The organism is Escherichia sp. E2586 (genome assembly GCF_005781105.1).
Lineage (GTDB): Bacteria > Pseudomonadota > Gammaproteobacteria > Enterobacterales > Enterobacteriaceae > Escherichia.
Map to the genome: position 1 here is coordinate 77,079 of NZ_VATN01000007.1, position 18,966 is coordinate 96,044.

General features: G+C 49.8%; 19 protein-coding genes. 7 read left to right on the forward strand and 12 right to left on the reverse strand.

Annotated elements, in window-relative coordinates; all coding sequences use genetic code 11:
* Positions 1–7 precede the first annotated feature (7 nt).
* From FEK50_RS08285 to FEK50_RS08295, 3 genes are all read right to left on the reverse strand, one after another.
* Entirely contained in the window at positions 8–1,024 is a 1,017-nt protein-coding gene (locus FEK50_RS08285) for a zinc-binding alcohol dehydrogenase family protein (RefSeq protein WP_131162520.1), read from the reverse strand.
* A complete protein-coding gene (locus FEK50_RS08290; protein WP_131162519.1) occupies positions 1,021–2,493 on the reverse strand; it encodes a mannitol dehydrogenase family protein in 1,473 nt (490 codons plus the stop codon). Before FEK50_RS08290 ends, FEK50_RS08285 begins: the two co-directional genes overlap by 4 nt.
* A gap of 376 nt (positions 2,494–2,869) precedes the next feature.
* A complete protein-coding gene (locus tag FEK50_RS08295) occupies positions 2,870–3,619 on the reverse strand; it encodes a FadR/GntR family transcriptional regulator (protein WP_130210319.1) in 750 nt (249 codons plus the stop codon).
* 249 nt (positions 3,620–3,868) lie between these two features.
* Here FEK50_RS08295 and FEK50_RS08300 point away from each other — a divergent pair, with 249 nt between their 5' ends.
* Positions 3,869–6,088 carry a YgiQ family radical SAM protein gene (locus FEK50_RS08300; RefSeq protein WP_000095187.1) on the forward strand — a complete coding sequence of 740 codons (2,220 nt, stop codon included), beginning with the start codon at positions 3,869–3,871 and terminating at the stop codon, positions 6,086–6,088.
* 41 nt (positions 6,089–6,129) lie between these two features.
* Here FEK50_RS08300 and yqhH read toward each other — a convergent pair whose 3' ends face one another.
* From yqhH to yqhD, 5 genes are all read right to left on the reverse strand, one after another.
* On the reverse strand, positions 6,130–6,387 hold the full coding sequence (gene yqhH, locus FEK50_RS08305) for a lipoprotein YqhH (RefSeq protein WP_130210313.1): 258 nt from the start codon (positions 6,385–6,387) through the stop codon (positions 6,130–6,132).
* Between the two features lie 61 nt (positions 6,388–6,448).
* Complete coding sequence (locus tag FEK50_RS08310) at positions 6,449–6,697, reverse strand: hypothetical protein (RefSeq protein ID WP_131162518.1); 249 nt, start codon at positions 6,695–6,697, stop codon at positions 6,449–6,451.
* 35 nt (positions 6,698–6,732) lie between these two features.
* Positions 6,733–7,659, reverse strand: coding sequence for a YbjP/YqhG family protein (locus FEK50_RS08315; protein WP_131162517.1), 927 nt, complete (start codon positions 7,657–7,659; stop codon positions 6,733–6,735).
* Between the two features lie 199 nt (positions 7,660–7,858).
* Positions 7,859–8,686 (reverse strand): 2,5-didehydrogluconate reductase DkgA, encoded by an 828-nt coding sequence (dkgA, locus tag FEK50_RS08325; RefSeq protein ID WP_131162516.1) that lies wholly within the window; start codon positions 8,684–8,686, stop codon positions 7,859–7,861.
* A 103-nt stretch (positions 8,687–8,789) separates the two neighbouring features.
* Positions 8,790–9,953 (reverse strand): alcohol dehydrogenase, encoded by a 1,164-nt coding sequence (gene yqhD, locus FEK50_RS08330; RefSeq protein ID WP_131162515.1) that lies wholly within the window; start codon positions 9,951–9,953, stop codon positions 8,790–8,792.
* A 193-nt stretch (positions 9,954–10,146) separates the two neighbouring features.
* Here yqhD and yqhC point away from each other — a divergent pair, with 193 nt between their 5' ends.
* Positions 10,147–11,046 carry a DNA-binding transcriptional regulator YqhC gene (yqhC, locus tag FEK50_RS08335; RefSeq protein ID WP_138211663.1) on the forward strand — a complete coding sequence of 300 codons (900 nt, stop codon included), beginning with the start codon at positions 10,147–10,149 and terminating at the stop codon, positions 11,044–11,046.
* 39 nt (positions 11,047–11,085) lie between these two features.
* On the opposite strand, the gene yghB is transcribed toward yqhC, so the two are convergent.
* Both yghB and metC read right to left on the reverse strand, forming a co-directional pair.
* Positions 11,086–11,745 (reverse strand): DedA family general envelope maintenance protein YghB, encoded by a 660-nt coding sequence (gene yghB, locus FEK50_RS08340; RefSeq protein WP_064529651.1) that lies wholly within the window; start codon positions 11,743–11,745, stop codon positions 11,086–11,088.
* A gap of 138 nt (positions 11,746–11,883) precedes the next feature.
* Positions 11,884–13,071, reverse strand: coding sequence for a cystathionine beta-lyase (gene metC / locus FEK50_RS08345; protein WP_130223967.1), 1,188 nt, complete (start codon positions 13,069–13,071; stop codon positions 11,884–11,886).
* A 251-nt stretch (positions 13,072–13,322) separates the two neighbouring features.
* Here metC and exbB point away from each other — a divergent pair, with 251 nt between their 5' ends.
* A complete protein-coding gene (gene exbB / locus FEK50_RS08350; protein WP_131162513.1) occupies positions 13,323–14,057 on the forward strand; it encodes a tol-pal system-associated acyl-CoA thioesterase in 735 nt (244 codons plus the stop codon).
* A 6-nt stretch (positions 14,058–14,063) separates the two neighbouring features.
* A complete protein-coding gene (gene exbD / locus FEK50_RS08355; RefSeq protein ID WP_130208035.1) occupies positions 14,064–14,489 on the forward strand; it encodes a TonB system transport protein ExbD in 426 nt (141 codons plus the stop codon).
* 278 nt (positions 14,490–14,767) lie between these two features.
* On the opposite strand, the gene yghA is transcribed toward exbD, so the two are convergent.
* Entirely contained in the window at positions 14,768–15,652 is an 885-nt protein-coding gene (gene yghA, locus FEK50_RS08360; protein ID WP_131162512.1) for an NADP(+)-dependent aldehyde reductase, read from the reverse strand.
* Between the two features lie 190 nt (positions 15,653–15,842).
* Here yghA and FEK50_RS08365 point away from each other — a divergent pair, with 190 nt between their 5' ends.
* Positions 15,843–16,337, forward strand: coding sequence for a TIGR00645 family protein (locus tag FEK50_RS08365; RefSeq protein ID WP_000439331.1), 495 nt, complete (start codon positions 15,843–15,845; stop codon positions 16,335–16,337).
* Between the two features lie 39 nt (positions 16,338–16,376).
* Here the strand turns inward: FEK50_RS08365 and gpr are convergent, their stop codons facing one another.
* Positions 16,377–17,417 carry an L-glyceraldehyde 3-phosphate reductase gene (gene gpr / locus FEK50_RS08370; RefSeq protein ID WP_131162511.1) on the reverse strand — a complete coding sequence of 347 codons (1,041 nt, stop codon included), beginning with the start codon at positions 17,415–17,417 and terminating at the stop codon, positions 16,377–16,379.
* A gap of 156 nt (positions 17,418–17,573) precedes the next feature.
* On the opposite strand from gpr, the gene yghX reads away from it, so the two are divergent.
* The gene (gene yghX / locus FEK50_RS08375; RefSeq protein WP_131162510.1) at positions 17,574–18,461 is read left to right on the forward strand and encodes a YghX family hydrolase; all 888 of its coding nucleotides are present in this window, start codon (positions 17,574–17,576) and stop codon (positions 18,459–18,461) included.
* 118 nt (positions 18,462–18,579) lie between these two features.
* Entirely contained in the window at positions 18,580–18,867 is a 288-nt protein-coding gene (yghW, locus tag FEK50_RS08380) for a DUF2623 family protein YghW (protein WP_001059136.1), read from the forward strand.
* The last annotated feature ends 99 nt before the right edge of the window (positions 18,868–18,966 follow it).

Genomic DNA, 18,966 nt, shown 5'->3' on the forward strand with positions numbered 1-18,966 from the left:
TGTTCCCTTAAAAAGTGATCACACCCTTGACCATATTTTTATTTTCTACAACGTTACGTTGGTAATTTTCGCCAACATTAAAGAAATTAAATTCCTGGTTTTTCATTAAGTTTTCGTGAATTTTATTGCTGCGCATCAGTTCAATAACTAACGTGAAATCTTCCCGTGTGGCATTGCGACTACTGAGTAACGTTGTCTCTTTTTTATGGAAAGTCGGATCGTCAATAACGAGTTCACCGATATACAAACCGATGAAAACAATTTTGCCGCCATGACGAATAAGATTGACATCCTGACTCATCGAGGCTTTATTTCCCGTAGCATCAAGTACGACGCAAGCCAGGTCGCCGCCAAAGGTTTCACGAAGCGCGGCAATAAAATCTTCCTGTGTGGGATCGAAGGCATTAATAGCAAGATTATCCACAACGTGCTGGCGACGTTGACTATCAATATCAGCAACAACAACCTGCGCCCCTTTAGCCCGGGCGATGGCTGCTGTTGCCAGACCGATTGGCCCGGCGCCAATCACCAGTACGTTTTGTGCAGCCTTGATCTCAGCCCGACGAACGGCATGTGCTCCAATGGCGAAGCATTCAACCAATGCGCCGGCGCTGTCGCTGACCTCGTCAGGGAGCGGCACAAGGTTGTCTTCACGTACCGCAAGGTACTCACTAAAACCCCCATCCTGATGCACGCCATACAGCGAAACACGTTCACAGCAGTTCGTTTTCTCTTCCCGACAGGCAGCGCACTCGCCACACGGAATGCATGGGATAACGGAATAGCGCTGGCCTGATTGTGCCGTTTGACACTGACTGCCTTGTGAAACTGCTTCGGCGCATATTTCATGACCTAATACACGTGGGTAGCTAAAAAAAGGCTGTCTGCCGGCAAATGCGTGAATATCCGTACCACAGATACCCACGGCTTTAATTTTTAATAGCACTTCGTTATCTGCTGGCACGGGAATATCCTTTTCCACATACTCCATAACGCCAGGCTGCTGACAAATTAATGTTTTCATTTCTGCTCGTCCGATAATAATTGGCTGATTGTGGCCTTGATGCCCTTGTTTTTTATATTTGCAAAGGCAATTTTTATTTCATTTATAAAGGGCTGATGATTACTTAATTCACCAAATATGGCGCTAAGGTGCAGTAATGCGAGCGCCTGTTGCCATGCGTCTTGTTGTTCCTTTATTAGCGCATGAAATTGTTCACTCATTGGATCAGCGACAGACTGGCTTTTCTCAACAGCTTCAATGACATAATGCAACCAACCAGCAACGAGCAGTGACAGAACAGCATTGTTTTGCTTTTGCTGATGCAATTTAAGCCAGGGAGTTAGCGCACGCTGGGGAAGCTTTTGCGAACCATCCATAGCGATTTGCCCCGTACGGTGTGCAACATTACGGTTGCTAAAGCGTTCAATTAACAGGTCGGCGTATTCCTGGACGTCGATATTTAAATCAGGATTAAGTGTTCGGGCTTGTTCATTGATCATCAGATGGCGGGTAATGGAACGAAAATTAGCGTCTTCCATGCATTGCCAGATAAATTCATAGCCTGCCAGTGAGCCGTTATAAGCCAGAAATGAATGGCTACCGTTTAACATGCGTAACTTCATCTCTTCGTAAGGCTGAACATTGCTGACAAACATCGCACCTGCTTTATCCCATTCCGGTCGCCCATGCACAAAATTATCTTCGATCACCCACTGGCGAAATGATTCGCAGACAATCCCGCAGGGATCGGCATAACCAGTTTTAGTTTCCAGTAAGGCGAATTGCGATTCGGTCATTGCCGGAACAATGCGGTCGACCATCGTGCCTGGAAATGAGACATTTTCTTCGATCCACTGAGCCAGGGACTGGTCCAGTTGGCGGGCAAAACCGAGAACGGCATTTCGCGTCAGATGCCCATTGTCAGGCAAGTTATCGCAGGAGAGCACACTAAAAGCGGCAAGTCCGGCTGCTTTACGTTGTTGCAAAGCACAGACGATCAAGCCAATAGCCGACTGAGGCGCATCCGGGTTTTGTAGATCGTGTTTGATTAATCCATTGGTGAGATCAAGTGATCGCGTTTGCGAATCGAGGCAATAGCCTTTCTCGGTGATGGTTAATGAAACGATTTTTACCTGAGGTTCAGTCAATTTCTGGATTGCTGCGGCAATACCGTCCACGGGGGTATGGATACCGCCAGTCACCGAGCGTACAAGGCGTGAGGTAGATTGCGATGCAGACGTTTCCACCACCGAAAACAGCCCATTTTGCGCATTTAAGTTTTCGATCAGTTGAGCATCACCAAACAGGTTGATTTCAAAGATCCCCCAGCGGGTGTTCGAAAGCTGATTAGTAAGATCAGTATAGACAGCCTGGTGTCCGCGATGAAAAGCGCCAAAACCAATATGGACAATATCAGCCTGTAACCCGTCTCGAGGCCAGGTGGTGACCTGATCATGGTGGGCGACAGTGATGCTCTCGTTCCCTGACATTATGTGCTTACTCCTGGTAGTTGGTGTGTGTAGACCAATTTACATAATTCATTAGACCAAAAACAGAGAGATGCATCACGCTTGCAGAGAAAGGTAAAAGTACGGAACAGAACAAGAGGAAGTGATTTGAGATGGATGACAAACGTAAAACTGCCTGATGCGCTACGCTGATCAGGCTGGCGATGATTGTGTAATGTATTTAATTTTAATTTTTTATGCCAGATTAGGTATTCACGCTGCATTCGGCACGAGCAAAGCGCGCTTTATCATCAGTCCGTTGATAATTCATTAGACCAATTAACAAGATAGAGTGTACCAGGTGAGGGGGGATGCAGAGCCAGCGTCATTTTTCACGTCAGCTCTGGATAAATGAAGGTTAACGAGCGAAGAAAAAGTCATCAAAGTCGCTAATGGAAGCGTCTTGTTTGAAGATTTTGATCAGTTCATTTTTGCTGTTTTCCAGATGGTTCCAGGACGCTTCTCTGGCAAGCTCTGAATCTTTCTGTTGCAGCGCAAGAACAATAGCCCGGTGATCTTCCAGCCATTGCAGACGCAAAGGCTTTTCGTGCAAATACTTGTAGTTCAGCTTCTTCCAGCGGGGGTTTTCTGTGCGCACTGCCCGCCATAATTCGGCGGCTTGTTTGATCAGCACACGATTTTGCGTTGCTTCGGCAATAAGGCTATGAAATCGGTGATCCAGCTCTTCAAATTTATCACTTTCCGCTGCGATCGCCTTTTCCTGCAAACTAATGATTTTCTTTAATTCTTGTAATTCGTTAAAGCTGATCTGGCTGGCTGCAAAACCGGTAATATTGCTCTCGATCACCTGGCGCGCCTGCAACAGTTCGAACGGGCCAATTTCTGAATAAGGCATTAATGATTTCTGATTGAGCTTATCGGTGGAATCGACAAAGAAGATCCCTGACCCTTGCTTCACATTCAGTACGCCTTTCAGTTCCAGCATAATGATGGCTTCACGAATGGTAGTCCGGCTGGTATTAAACCGCTCGCTCAGTTCACGTTCTGAAGGTAAGCGCTCTCCGGCTTTGAATACGCCTGAATACAGCAACTCTTCAATCTGTAGACCAATATCGTAATAGCGGCGCTTTGTAATAACCTGTTCCATACCTTGCCTTACTGTGGGTGTCCTCGGATAGCCGATCGTCGTGCAACATGACCTGAACGTTGCTGATCGGCATAAATAGTAGCGGCAGTTGCCACGATACCGCTAGCCTTAAATGTGTTTGCCCCGATCGGCAGTGAAAACTTCACCAGGGTATTTCGTCACCGTTTATCAACATCACTTCATTTCCGCGCGTGATACAGCGTATAATCCCCGGCCTTTGATTATTTTTTTACCATTTCTGGAAGCAAAATGAGCTCTATCTCCCTGATCCAACCGGATCGCGACCTGTTCTCCTGGCCGCAGTACTGGGCCGCCTGTTTTGGACCGGCACCGTTTTTGCCGATGTCTCGTGAAGAGATGGATCAACTTGGCTGGGATAGCTGCGACATCATTTTGGTTACTGGCGACGCGTATGTCGATCACCCAAGCTTCGGGATGGCGATTTGCGGTCGTATGCTGGAAGCGCAGGGCTTTCGCGTTGGGATCATCGCCCAGCCGGACTGGAGCAGCAAAGACGATTTCATGCGTCTGGGTAAACCGAATCTGTTTTTCGGCGTTACCGCAGGCAATATGGACTCGATGATCAACCGTTACACTGCCGATCGCCGTTTACGTCATGACGACGCTTACACGCCGGATAACGTCGCAGGTAAGCGTCCGGATCGCGCCACACTGGTTTATACCCAGCGTTGTAAAGAGGCGTGGAAAGATGTGCCGGTGATCCTCGGCGGTATCGAGGCCAGCCTGCGTCGTACAGCACATTATGATTATTGGTCTGACACCGTGCGCCGCTCGGTGCTGGTGGATTCTAAAGCCGACATGCTGATGTTCGGTAACGGTGAGCGTCCGCTGGTGGAAGTGGCGCACCGTCTGGCAATGGGCGAGCCGATTAGCGAAATCCGCGATGTGCGTAATACCGCGATTATCGTGAAAGAGGCGCTGCCAGGCTGGAGCGGCGTGGATTCCACCCGTCTCGATACCCCGGGCAAAATCGACCCGATCCCGCATCCGTATGGCGAAGATTTGCCGTGCGCGGATAACAAACCGGTGGCGCCGAAAAAACAAGAAGCCAAAGCCGTTACCGTGCAGCCACCGCGCCCGAAACCGTGGGAAAAAACCTACGTGTTGCTGCCTTCTTTCGAGAAAGTGAAGGGCGATAAAGTCCTGTACGCCCATGCTTCGCGTATTCTGCACCACGAAACTAACCCAGGCTGCGCCCGGGCATTGATGCAAAAACATGGCGACCGCTATGTGTGGATCAACCCGCCTGCTATTCCTCTTTCTACCGAAGAGATGGACAGCGTCTTTGCGCTGCCGTATAAGCGCGTGCCACATCCGGCTTATGGTAACGCCCGTATTCCGGCTTACGAAATGATTCGTTTCTCGGTCAATATTATGCGCGGCTGCTTTGGCGGCTGCTCTTTCTGCTCTATTACCGAGCATGAAGGGCGCATTATTCAGAGCCGTTCGGAAGATTCGATCATCAATGAGATTGAAGCGATCCGCGACACTGTTCCAGGCTTTACTGGCGTGATTTCCGATCTCGGTGGGCCAACTGCCAACATGTATATGTTGCGCTGCAAATCGCCACGCGCCGAGCAAACTTGTCGCCGTTTGTCGTGCGTTTACCCGGATATTTGTCCGCATATGGACACTAACCACGAACCGACCATCAATCTCTATCGCCGTGCTCGCGATCTCAAAGGTATCAAGAAGATCCTGATCGCTTCCGGCGTGCGTTACGACATTGCCGTGGAAGACCCGCGCTATATCAAAGAGCTGGCGACCCATCACGTAGGTGGTTATCTGAAGATTGCCCCGGAACATACCGAAGAAGGGCCGTTATCGAAGATGATGAAGCCGGGCATGGGCAGTTATGACCGCTTTAAAGAGCTGTTCGATACCTATTCCAAACAGGCAGGTAAAGAGCAGTATCTGATCCCCTATTTCATCTCCGCGCACCCGGGTACGCGTGATGAAGATATGGTGAACCTGGCGCTGTGGCTGAAAAAGCATCGCTTCCGCCTCGACCAGGTACAGAACTTCTACCCATCGCCGCTGGCTAACTCGACCACCATGTATTACACCGGGAAAAACCCGCTGGCGAAGATTGGTTATAAGAGTGAAGACGTCTTCGTACCGAAGGGCGACAAGCAGCGTCGTTTGCATAAAGCGTTGTTGCGTTACCACGATCCGGCAAACTGGCCGTTAATCCGCCAGGCGCTGGAAGCAATGGGTAAAAAGCATCTGATTGGCAGCCGTCGCGATTGCTTAGTGCCTGCGCCAACCATTGAAGAGATGCGCGAAGCTCGCCGTCAGAACCGCAATACCCGTCCGGCGTTGACTAAACATACGCCGATGGCGACCCAGCGTCAGACGCCTGCTACGGCAAAAAAAGCGTCGTCTACGCAATCTCGTCCGGTGAATGCTGGCGCGAAGAAACGCCCTAAAGCAGCGGTCGGACGTTAAAAAAAATCCCCGGTAACAGAATGCTGCCGGGGATTGTTTTGTCATTCCGCATACATACGCAAGCAGCGCAGGCAATCGAAATAGTCCTGCGCATCAAGACGCGTATTGGCTCTGTTAGCTTCAGATTTTGCCGCATAGATTTGTGGGCGTAATGCTTTCATATCCTGCTCAAGTCGGGTGATTTTGGCATTTAATGTTTGCACATTGCTCGCCAGTTGATTGACCTTTTGCTCATTGACGCACCCATTTAATAAGCCAGTTACCAGAATTAGTGTTCCCACGCTGAAAGTCTTTTTCATTATTTATTTCTCCCTGTTTTTTATTGTTATGATTAATAGTTGATTGATGTTTAGTGGAGTATTACCACCGTGGCGGGTGCGCCCAAATTCCGTCTGGCCATCTTCCGGCATCATCCAGCCGTGTGTTAACTTTTTCTGCCGCTTCTTTCGCTACCTGAATTTCCTGACGTAAAGCGTTGATTTCCTGTTGGAGTTGATCGACTTTTATATTTATCAGATGAATATCATTTTCTACATGACTGATTTTTTCATTACTGACGCAGCCTGTGAGTATGAACATTAGAAAAAAGAGTAACAGTTGATTATTCATTTCCAGTTTCCTTTATCTGGTATTAATTATTCCGCTCACCGCTGTAATCTGGCGGCAGTCTTCGCTTCAATCTGTTTAAGTAAACTTCCGCCGCCTGGGCGGATAAAATCGGCAATTTCCCACTTACCTTCACGCCGCTGTAAAACAAATTCTTGCTCTTCGCTGTTGCCATTGGTCAATACAAAACGAACATAAATACGAGCGGAGTCGGCAGTTTTCTCCAGCACACGAATTTCATCAACGCGTGAAAATAACGACTCTTCGCCAAAACAGATTGGGTTGTCGTAGATAAATTGCCGCTCTAATTGCATATCTTCATCGGAGTTACTGTCAGTCTTGAAGGTAGTTTTATAGAAGGCATTAACAGCCTGGCGATAGGTGTTGGAAACAACCCACGTCCAGGGCCAGCTATAATGAGTGATATGGTCAAACAACTCGGCGACAAAGGCTTCAGGTTGCTCTTTTTGCAGCGATGCCAGTAGCGCCAATATTTTTTCATTCTCACCATTAACCGACTGCCAGACGCTGCCATGATTGCTGACAATATCGTCAATCACCCAACGACCATTTTCTGCCACCATCTTCAGTGTTTGCGTGGTCTTTTCTTTATCGTCTTTATAGGGACGAAAGCGCACAAGGGCATCTACGTGATCGGCATCCGTTTGAGTAACCGCGACACTTTCTAACACCAGATCGCCGTAATCCTGACAATCGCAAACCGGATCGTAATCCAGCCAGCCAATATTACCCGGCAGTGTGAGATTGTCATTCAAGGTTAGTGCCTTTTGCATTCGCGTTGATGTTATTGCTTGCTCACTGTTATCAGCGAAATAAGGAACACTAGCCCCACCGGTATAGTGTTGATAAATCTGCCTGACTGTTTGTTCAGCGGTTAGCGAGGGGGATTGCGCCTGGAGGGTAAAACTCAAAAAGGCTGCCAAAAACAGAACCATTATTTTCATCTGTTTTTCACCTCTCCATTGCGTTTATCCCTGGTGTAGATGAGTTGTTCCTTTAAGAGCTTCCAGCTCCGCATGATGATGTCCTTATATCTGGTGTTCCTGAACAGGGGAGAGTAACAACGGGCGGGAGGCGAGGGGAATAAATGATTTCTGAAAAGTCCGGTAGCGGAACATTACCGCTACCGGGAGAATTTGTGCGTTAGCCGCTGAACTGGTCGGGATCGGGGCCGAGGCGTTTACCCTGGTCGAGTTTTGCAATGTCACCAAGTTCGTCTTTGTCGAGACGGAAATCCCAGACATCGAAGTTTTCAGCAATTCGTGAAGGGGTGACCGATTTCGGGATTACGACCAGTCCGCTATCCAGATGCCAGCGGATAACAATCTGTGCCGGGGTTTTGCCATACTTATCTGCCAGATCGCGAATGATTTTCTGATCGAATACGCCTTTCCCACCCTGGGCTAATGGGCTCCAGGATTCGGTCTGGATTTTGTGTGTGGCGTTCCAGGCATGCAACTGACGTTGCTGCATCAGCGGGTGAAGTTCTATCTGGTTAATAACAGGCGCCACGCCAGTTTCATCAATCAGGCGCTGAAGATGGTGGATCTGGAAATTGCAGACGCCGATACTTTTGATTAATCCCTCTTTTTGCAGCTCAATCATTCCTTTCCATGCTTCGACATAATGGTCGATTGCGGGAACGGGCCAGTGCATTAAGTAGAGGTCGATATAATCAAGCTGGAGTTTTTTCAGACTGTCGAGTAGGGCTTCGCGGGGGCGCTTGTGGTTGTCGTTCCACAGTTTCGTTGTGATGAACAGATCTTCTCTGTTAAGTGCGGAATTTTTCAGGGCTTTGCCGACACCTTCTTCGTTCTTGTAGGCTGCGGCGGTATCAATTGAACGATAACCCACTTCTAACGCTTTTTGGATAGCGGTGATAACTTCCTCATTACTTGCTTGCCAGACGCCCAGTCCCAGCTGGGGCATGACATTGCCGTCCTGTAGCTTAATAACGGTTGGATTAGCCATACGTTCCTCCTTATATGAACTCACCGGAGCAGGCTCCGGTGAGATGTTGTGAACTTAAGTCTGGACGAAATGCCCGAAAACGAAAGTTTGAGGCGTAAAAAGCTTAACGGGCGGCTTCGTAGATGCGGCGGCTGACTTCCAGCGTAATGTCATGATTTTCGCCCAGTTGGGTCATGCCGTGTTCTTCCAGTTTTTTCAGCAATGCCGGGATAGAGCTGCCGTCCAGACCGTAGTCGGAAAGATGCGTCGGCACGCCTAATTGCTCGAAGAAGTTACGGGTAGCGGCAATCGCGGCGTCAATGCGCTCGTCGTCGGAACCTTCGGTGATGTTCCAGACGCGTTCAGCGTATTGCAGCAGTTTCGCACGCTTGGTGTCGCGTTTTTCATTCCACAGTGCAGGCAGGACGATAGCCAGAGTTTGTGCGTGATCCAGACCGTGCATCGCGGTCAGTTCGTGGCCCAGCATATGCGTTGCCCAGTCCTGCGGTACGCCAGCGCCGATCAAACCGTTCAGCGCTTGGGTCGCCGCCCACATAACGTTGGCGCGCACATCGTAGTTTTCTGGTTCTTTCAGGGCCTTCGGACCATCTTCGATCAGCGTCAGCAAAATACCTTCTGCGAAGCGATCCTGGATTTTGGCATCAACCGGTTTGGTCACATACTGTTCTACTGTGTGCACAAAGGCGTCCACTACGCCGTTAGCCACCTGGCGCGGCGGCAGGGTATAGGTATAAACCGGATCGAGTACGGCAAATACCGGCTGAACATGGGCAGAATGGAACGCCTGTTTGTCGCCAGTGGTTTTACGGGAGATAACCGCGCCCGCGTTAGATTCAGAACCGGTCGCTGGCAGCGTCAGCACACAGCCCATCGGGATAGCGCTTTTAATCTCTTTACCGCCCGTTTGCAGAATGTGCCACGGATCAATATTTTCCGGATAGTTAGCCGCTGCGGCGATAAATTTGGTGCCATCCAGCACGGACCCGCCGCCAACCGCCAACAGGAAAGTCACTTTCTGTTCGCGAACCAGTTTTACGGCGTTCATCAGCGTTTCATAAGCCGGGTTTGGTTCGATACCGCCAAACTCCAGCACGTCCATACCTTTCAGTGCATCCAGAACTTGATCGAGGACGCCGGTTTTTTTCACACTACCACCGCCGTAGGTAATCAATACGCGGGCGCCATGAGGAATTTGCTCGCGTAAACCAGCGATTGCGCCTTTACCAAACAGAATGCGGGTTGGGGTGTGCAGATTAAAGTTGTTCATTACTTGCTCCCTTTGCTGGGTCAATATGAGGGCAGAGATCGGTCTGCCTGATGTTTTTCATTGTGGTCGCCTGCGTCGTGGCTCTCAATGCTCATTTCTGCCAATGTCTTGCCTATTTCTCCAGAGTGCTGGAGAAATGGTACAAAATTGCGCACAATCAAATTGCCGCATTATTCCTAAGAAATTACGCGATATGAAACGTGAAGAGATATGCCGCCTACTGACGGATAAAATTAATAGACTGAAAGATAAAGAAAATAGTTTGTCAGATATGTTGCCTGATGTGCGCTTATTGTATGGCGAGAACCCCGGTGCGCGTACGCCAGTGATGTATGAACCTGGCATCATAATTCTCTTTTCCGGGCATAAAATCGGTTATATCAATGAACGCGTGTTTCGCTATGACGCCAATGAATACCTGCTGCTGACGGTGCCGTTGCCGTTTGAGTGCGAAACCTATGCCACGCCAGAGGTGCCACTGGCGGGGGTGCGTCTCAATGTCGATATTTTGCAGTTACAAGAGCTGTTGATGGACATTGGCGAAGATGAACAGTTCCAGCCGTCAATGGCTGCCAGCGGTATAAATTCCGCTACATTGTCCGAAGAGATTTTATGCGCGGCGGAGCGGTTACTGGATGTGATGGAACGACCGCTGGATGCGCGCATTCTCGGTAAACAGATTATCCGCGAAATTCTTTACTATGTGCTGACGGGGCCTTGCGGCGGCGCGTTACTGGCACTGGTCAGTCGCCAGACGCATTTCAGCCTGATTAGCCGCGTGCTGAAACGAATTGAGAATAAATACACCGAAAACCTGAGCGTTGAGCAACTGGCAGCAGAAGCCAATATGAGCGTTTCGGCGTTCCACCATAATTTTAAGTCTGTCACCAGTACCTCGCCGTTGCAGTATCTGAAGAATTACCGTCTGCATAAGGCGCGAATGATGATCATCCACGACGGCATGAAGGCCAGCGCGGCGGCGATGCGAGTCGGCTATGAAAGCGCGTCGCAATTTAGCCGTGAGTTTAAGCGTTATTTCGGTGTGACACCGGGAGAAGATGCCGCCAGAATGCGGGCGATGCAGGGGAGTTAAATGCGTTCCCGGCATGGCCACCGGGAACGGAGGAAATCGTCAGGCACTAGAGTACTTTTTTTTAATCACCACGAACAGCGTGCCTAACAAGCCAGCGGTTAGCAAGGCAATCGGCAGGATCATCAGGAACGTCATCACCTGATCTTCATGGCGTTTTACAAACGGGATCATGCTTAAGGCATAGCCAAAACTGGTTACCACGCTGACCCATAACAACCCGCTTAACCAGTTGAAAAACTGGAAGCGGCGGTTTGGCAGTCCGGAAATCCCCGCCATGGTTGGCAGCAGCGTGCGGACAAAGGCGAGAAAACGTCCAGCAAGCAGCGCCAACAGACCGTGGCGGTCAAACATACAGGTGGCGCGCTGGTGATATTTGGCCGGAAGCTGTGCCAGCCAGCCTTTCACCGTTTTGGTATTACCCAGCCAGCGCCCCTGAATGTAACTCAACCAACAACCCAGGCTGGCTGCGGCAGTCAGAATCGTGATTGTTGGCAGAAAATCCATAACCCCCTGGGCAATCAATGCGCCAGCCAGAATCAACAAGCTGTCGCCAGGCAAAAATGAGGCGGGCAGCAGGCCGTTTTCTAAAAACAGCGTGGCAAACATGACAAAGTAAACAACGCTAACAATGTGAGGGTCCGCCAGCGCGGCAAAGTCATGTTGCCAGAGCGCAGCGATAATATCTTGAATAACAGCCATGGACTTTCCTGTGGAACAGCGTTTAAGCCTTAATTTGACTATTGTACTCCTGAATCGTCCGGGACGCCTTGATCCCGGACGCAACAATTTAAGACTATTCACAATTAAATGTCTGCAAAATTGTCCAAATTGGCAACGTTACACAATTCGCGCGAAGCCGGCGTCCAGATCGGCAATCAGATCGTCGACGTTTTCCAGACCAATATGCAGGCGAATCAAGGTGCCGCTAAAATCGATCTTACCTTGCGGGCGGATGGCGGCGAGATGTTCTGGCTGGTTCGCGAGGATCAAGGATTCATACCCGCCCCATGAGAAGGCCATGCTGAATAAACTGAAGTTATCCAGATAGTTCGCCAGTTCTTCATCATTAAGTTTTTTCTTCAGGACAAAGGAAAATAGTCCGCTGCTACCTGTAAAGTCTCGTTTCCAGAACTCATGGCCTTTACTGCCTGGCAGAGCAGGGTGGTTAACTCGCTCAACCTGCGGATGTGCGGCCAGCCATTCTGCCACTTTCAGGCTGCTTTCATGATGTTGGCGCAGACGCACGCCCAGTGTACGCAGGCCACGACTGGTCATATAGGCGGTATCGGCGTCGACCATCTGCCCCATCAGATAGGCATTTTCCCGCAGTTGCTCCCAGCAACGGGCATTGCACACAGCAGTGCCAATCATCGCATCCGAATGCCCTACCAGATATTTGGTGGCGGCCTGAATAGAAACATCAATACCAAAATCAAGAGCTTTGAACAGCACTCCGGCAGCCCAGGTGTTATCGATCATAATGATGGCGTCCGGCACCACACTGCGTACGGCGGCAACAATCGCCGGAACGTCGTGGACTTCCATGGTGATGGAGCCTGGCGATTCCAGAAACACGATTTTAGTGTTTGGCTGCAGATGTTTAACGATATCGGCACCAATCAGCGGATCAAACCATGATGTCGTTACGCCCAACTTGCTGAGGATTTTGCTACAGAAATCCTGGCTCGGCTCGTAGGCGGTATTGGTCATCAACACATGATCGCCCTGTTCAACAAAAGCAAGAATGGAATTGGCAACCGCTGCCGCCCCGCAAGGAAACAGCGCGCAACCTGCGCCACCTTCCAGTTCGCACATCGCTTCTTGTAAGGAGAAATGGGTTAACGTTCCGCGCCGTCCATAGAACAACTCGCCATTGGCGCGATTGCGCGTCGCATGTTTTTTGGCTTCCACACTGTCAAAAACCAGCGAAGAGGCGCGCTGAATCACGCTATTTACCGCGCCGAGAGTGTATTTTTTGCTGCGTCCTGCATTGACCAGTTGAGTATCAAGTTGTTTGTCTGCCATGTTGGGATTCCTGTTTTTATACGTCTGGATGTCTAAACTAGCACGAATGAGGTCATGCGCATCCTGAAGAATTGGCATAAAGCAGAAAAATTTCGCAAAAGGTGTACTGGTGACTTTTTTACTGCGTAAACGCAAAGAAAAGAAAGCAAAGGTACGGCAGTATGCAAATAGTAATGAGAACGACTATCAATTCGACGTCGTTTTGATATTATTGTGCGCAGATTTTGTGACTTGCGTCCTGGAGATACACAGTGGGTAATAATTTAATGCAGACGGACCTTTCCGTTTGGGGTATGTATCAGCACGCCGATATTGTCGTTAAGTGCGTGATGATTGGGCTTATTCTGGCCTCCGTAGTCACCTGGGCAATCTTTTTCAGCAAGAGCGTAGAGTTCTTCAACCAGAAGCGTCGCCTGAAGCGCGAGCAGCAACTGCTGGCTGAAGCACGCTCTTTAAACCAGGCCAGCGATATCGCCGCTGATTTTGGTAGCAAAAGCTTAAGCCTGCATTTGCTCAATGAAGCGCAGAACGAGCTGGAACTGTCAGAAGGCAGCGACGATAACGAAGGTATTAAAGAGCGTACCAGTTTCCGCTTTGAGCGTCGGGTCGCCGCAGTAGGTCGTCAAATGGGCCGCGGTAACGGTTATCTTGCTACCATCGGCGCAATTTCGCCGTTCGTTGGTCTGTTTGGTACGGTCTGGGGCATCATGAACAGCTTTATTGGTATCGCGCAAACGCAAACTACCAACCTGGCAGTGGTTGCACCGGGTATTGCAGAAGCGTTGCTGGCAACGGCAATCGGTCTGGTGGCAGCGATTCCGGCGGTCGTTATCTATAACGTATTTGCACGCCAGATTGGCGGCTTTAAAGCGATGCTTGGCGATGTCGCAGCGCAGGTATTGTTGCTGCAAAGCCGTGACCTGGATCTGGAAGCCAGCGCCGCTGCGCATCCGGTTCGTGTTGCACAAAAATTACGCGCAGGATAATGTCCAATGGCAATGCATCTTAACGAAAACCTCGACGATAACGGCGAAATGCATGATATCAACGTGACGCCGTTTATCGACGTGATGTTGGTTCTGCTGATTATCTTTATGGTGGCGGCACCGTTAGCGACGGTAGATGTGAAGGTGAACTTGCCTGCTTCTACCAGCACGCCGCAGCCGCGCCCGGAAAAACCGGTTTATCTGTCGGTGAAGGCGGACAACTCAATGTTTATCGGTAACGATCCGGTCACCGATGAAACGATGGTTACGGCGCTGAATGCGTTAACCGAAGGTAAGAAAGATACTACCATCTTCTTCCGTGCAGATAAGACCGTCGACTACGAGATGTTGATGAAGGTAATGGATAAGCTGCATCAGGCAGGTTACCTGAAGATTGGTCTGGTCGGCGAAGAAACTGCCAAAGCGAAGTAAAGAGAATTGCCTGATGCGCTACGCTTATCAGGCCTACAAAATCTATCGCAACGTGTTGAATTTGCACGAGCTGGTAGGCCAGATAAGGCGTTTACGCCGCATCCGACATTCGGTGCTCAATGCCTGATGCGACGCTGGCGCGTCTTATCAGGCCTACAAAATTTATCGCAACGTGTTGAGTTTTCATGAGTTTGTAGGTCGGATAAGGCGTTTACGCCGCATCCGGCAAGGTTAAAAGCACAATGATGCCCGGTTGCTATCACACAACCGGGTATTTTTTAGCCTAAATGTTCGCCGCCACACACGCCGTGTACTTCTGCGGTGACATAGCTCGACTCCTGACTTGCCAGATAAACATATACAGGGGCCAGCTCCGCCGGTTGCCCCGCACGTTTCATCGGTGTTTTCTGACCAAACTGCGGGATCTTATCCTGCGTCTGTCCGCCGGAAATTTGCAGTGCTGTCCAGATAGGGCCTGGCGCGACAATATTCACCCGAATACCTTTCTCCGCGACTTGTTTTGCCAGGCCACGGCTGTAGTTCAGAATCGCCGCCTTCGTAGCCGCATAGTCCAGCAAATGCGGGCTTGGCTGGTAGGCCTGGATTGACGAAGTGGTGATGATACTGGCGCCTTTCGGTAGCAGGGGAATTGCTTCCTGGGTTAGCCAGAACAGCGCGAAAACGTTAATGGCAAAGGTCTTTTGAAACTGTTCGCTGGTGAGGTCTGCAATATCAGGAATGGCAACCTGTTTCCCGGCGACCAGCGCCATAATATCCAGCCCGCCTAATGCCTTATGCGCGTCGTGAACCAGCGAACGGGCAAATTTCTCATCGCTTAAATCGCCCGGCAGCAGAATGGCTTTGCGTCCGCATTCTTCAATGATCTTTTTCACATCCTGAGCATCTTCTTCTTCCACGGGAAGATAACTGATCGCCACGTCAGCGCCTTCACGGGCGTAAGCGATGGCGGCAGCGCGACCGATTCCGGAATCGCCCCCTGTCACCAGTGCTTTACGATCTTTCAGGCGACCGCTACCGACATAGGTTTTCTCGCCGCAATCTGGCACGGGCGTCATCTTCGCCTGAATGCCGGGTGCTGGTTGTTTCTGTTTGGGATATTCACCAGTGTAATACTGTGTGGTCGGGTCTTTTAAATGAGACATCGCTTTTCTCCCATCAGGTTCAACGTCCTTTAAGGGTAGACGCACGCACCACGGTAATCAGGGAACCAGGAAGATCCCTAAACCTCGGATTTATGCGATAACGGGTTAACGTATATGTTGATTTGCTGTTGCGTGCTGTTAACTCAATTGCGATATACTGTTGCCCGTTTTAACTACACGACAGGAATGTATGGAACGTTTTCTTGAAAATGCAATGTATGCTTCTCGCTGGCTGCTTGCCCCCGTGTACTTTGGCCTTTCGCTGGCGCTGGTTGCCCTGGCGCTGAAGTTCTTTCAGGAGATTATTCACGTCCTGCCGAATATCTTCTCAATGGCAGAATCAGATTTGATCCTCGTGTTGCTGTCGCTGGTGGATATGACGCTGGTTGGCGGTTTGCTGGTGATGGTGATGTTTTCCGGTTATGAGAATTTCGTCTCGCAGCTGGATATCTCCGAGAACAAAGAGAAACTGAACTGGCTGGGGAAAATGGACGCAACGTCGCTAAAAAACAAAGTGGCAGCGTCGATTGTGGCAATCTCTTCCATTCACTTACTGCGCGTCTTTATGGATGCGAAAAATGTCCCGGATAACAAACTGATGTGGTACGTCATTATCCATCTGACGTTTGTGCTTTCTGCATTTGTGATGGGCTATCTTGACCGACTGACTCGTCATAATCACTGATCTTATTCGGGCGCGGTTCTCGCGCCCGGTATGAACTTGTTATTTATCGGAAGATGCTTGCCACAGGTTTAGCTCGCCATCGGCGATATGCTGGTCAATCTGCGCCAGTTCTTCGGCACTAAACACCAGATTATTCAATGCCTGCACGTTCTCCTCCAGTTGCTCTGGACGACTGGCACCAATCAATACCGACGTCACTCGCTCATCTTTCAGCAACCAGCTTAACGCCATTTGCGCCATCGACTGACCGCGCTGCTGTGCCATTTCATTCAATAACCGCAGGCTGTTCAGGTTAGCGTCGGTGAGCATTTTCGGTGTCAGGCCGCGCACTTTATGACCTTCGCGATGCATCCGTGAATCTTCAGGAATGCCGTTGAGATATTTTCCGGTCAGCAATCCCTGGGCCAGTGGGGTGAAGGCAATGCAGCCCACGCCGTGATTTTGCAGAGTATCCAGCAGGCCGCTTTTATCCACCCAGCGGTTCAGTAAATTGTATGAAGGCTGATGAATTAACAGCGGAATTTTCCATTCGCGCAGCAACTCGACCATTTTTTGCGTCCGCTCTGGCGAGTATGAAGAGATTCCAACATACAGCGCCTTACCACTTTGCACCGCATGGGCAAGCGCAGAGGCGGTTTCTTCCATTGGCGTATTTTCATCGACGCGATGAGAGTAAAAGATATCGACATATTCCAGCCCCATACGCTTCAGGCTTTGGTCGAGGCTGGCGAGCAGGTATTTACGTGAGCCGCCAGAGCCGTACGGGCCGGGCCACATATCGTATCCGGCTTTGGTAGAGATAATCAGTTCATCGCGATAAGCGGCAAAATCCTCCCGCAGCAGGCGACCAAAGTTCTCTTCTGCACTTCCTGGAGGCGGCCCGTAATTGTTGGCTAAATCAAAGTGCGTAATGCCTAAATCAAACGCTTTACGCAGGATCGCGCGCTGTGATTCCAGCGCGTTAACGTGACCGAAATTGTGCCATAAACCGAGCGATAACGCGGGCAGGCGTAAACCGCTTTTTCCGCAATACCGGTACTGCATCTGCCCGTAACGTTCGGGATTCGCTAACCAGACCATGACATCTCCTTTCCACCATTCAATTTCGAAACAATGTTTCTAGTCTAGCGATTTACCTGGACGTATCCCGTAGCATCGCTCACAGAGTGACGAAAAACTGGGCAAAAACACACGCTTATGCTTTGCTTAAAAAAACAACAGTTGAGGAGTAAAACGATGCCGCGTTTGACCGCCAAAGATTTTCCGCAAGAGTTGCTGGATTACTACGACTATTACGCTCACGGGAAAATATCGAAACGTGAGTTCCTCAACCTGGCAGCGAAGTACGCGGTGGGCGGGATGACGGCGTTAGCGTTGTTTGATTTGCTCAAGCCAAATTACGCGTGGGCGACCCAGGTGGAGTTTACCGACCCGGAGATTGTCGCTGAGTACATCACATATCCTTCGCCAAATGGTCACGGCGAGGTTCGTGGTTATCTGGTGAAACCTGCGAAGATGGGCGACAAAACACCCGCTGTGGTGGTCGTACATGAAAATCGTGGGCTGAATCCGTATATCGAAGATGTAGCACGGCGGGTGGCTAAAGCGGGATACATCGCTCTGGCACCCGACGGTTTAAGTTCCGTTGGTGGTTACCCGGGAAATGATGATAAAGGCCGCGAACTGCAACAGCAGGTTGATCCAACCAAACTGATGAATGATTTCTTTGCCGCAATTGAGTTTATGCAACGCTATCCCCAAGCCTCGGGCAAAGTTGGCATAACCGGATTTTGCTATGGCGGCGGCGTCTCGAACGCGGCTGCCGTGGCGTATCCAGAACTGGCCTGTGCGGTGCCTTTTTATGGTCGCCAGGCACCTACTGCCGATGTGGCGAAGATCGAAGCGCCTTTACTGCTCCACTATGCTGAACTGGACACCCGAATCAACGAGGGCTGGCCCGCCTATGAGGTGGCGTTGAAGGCCAATAACAAAGTCTATGAAGCGTATATTTATCCGGGGGTTAACCATGGATTCCATAATGATTCCACGCCACGTTATGACAAATCAGCCGCCGATCTTGCCTGGCAAAGGACGCTGACATGGTTCGATAAATATCTTTCCTGATGTGTTTATCCCTTAAAGGATAACGTCCTACATGTGCAGGAAAAAATAGCGTGCGTAAAAGTCGGAGTTTGCCTAAAATATCGCTATATATACTGATATATAGCGTTTGAGGTAAACGATGAATAACCATTTCGGTAAAGGCTTAATGGCGGGATTAAAAGCAACGCATGCCGACAGTGCAGTTAATGTGACTAAATTTTGCGCCGATTATAAACGTGGTTTTGTATTAGGCTACTCGCACCGGATGTATGAAAAGACCGGCGATCGCCAGCTCAGCGCCTGGGAAGCGGGTATTCTGACGCGCCGTTATGGGCTGGATAAAGAGATGGTAATGGATTTCTTTCGTGAGAATAATTCCTGTTCTACGTTGCGCTTTTTTATGGCGGGTTATCGCCTCGAAAATTGATCAAACATACGTATTATCTTGCTTTAATTAATTACACTAATGCTTATTCCCTTCGTTTTAGCGCCCCGCCGCAGTATCATTGTAATGATAACCATAATA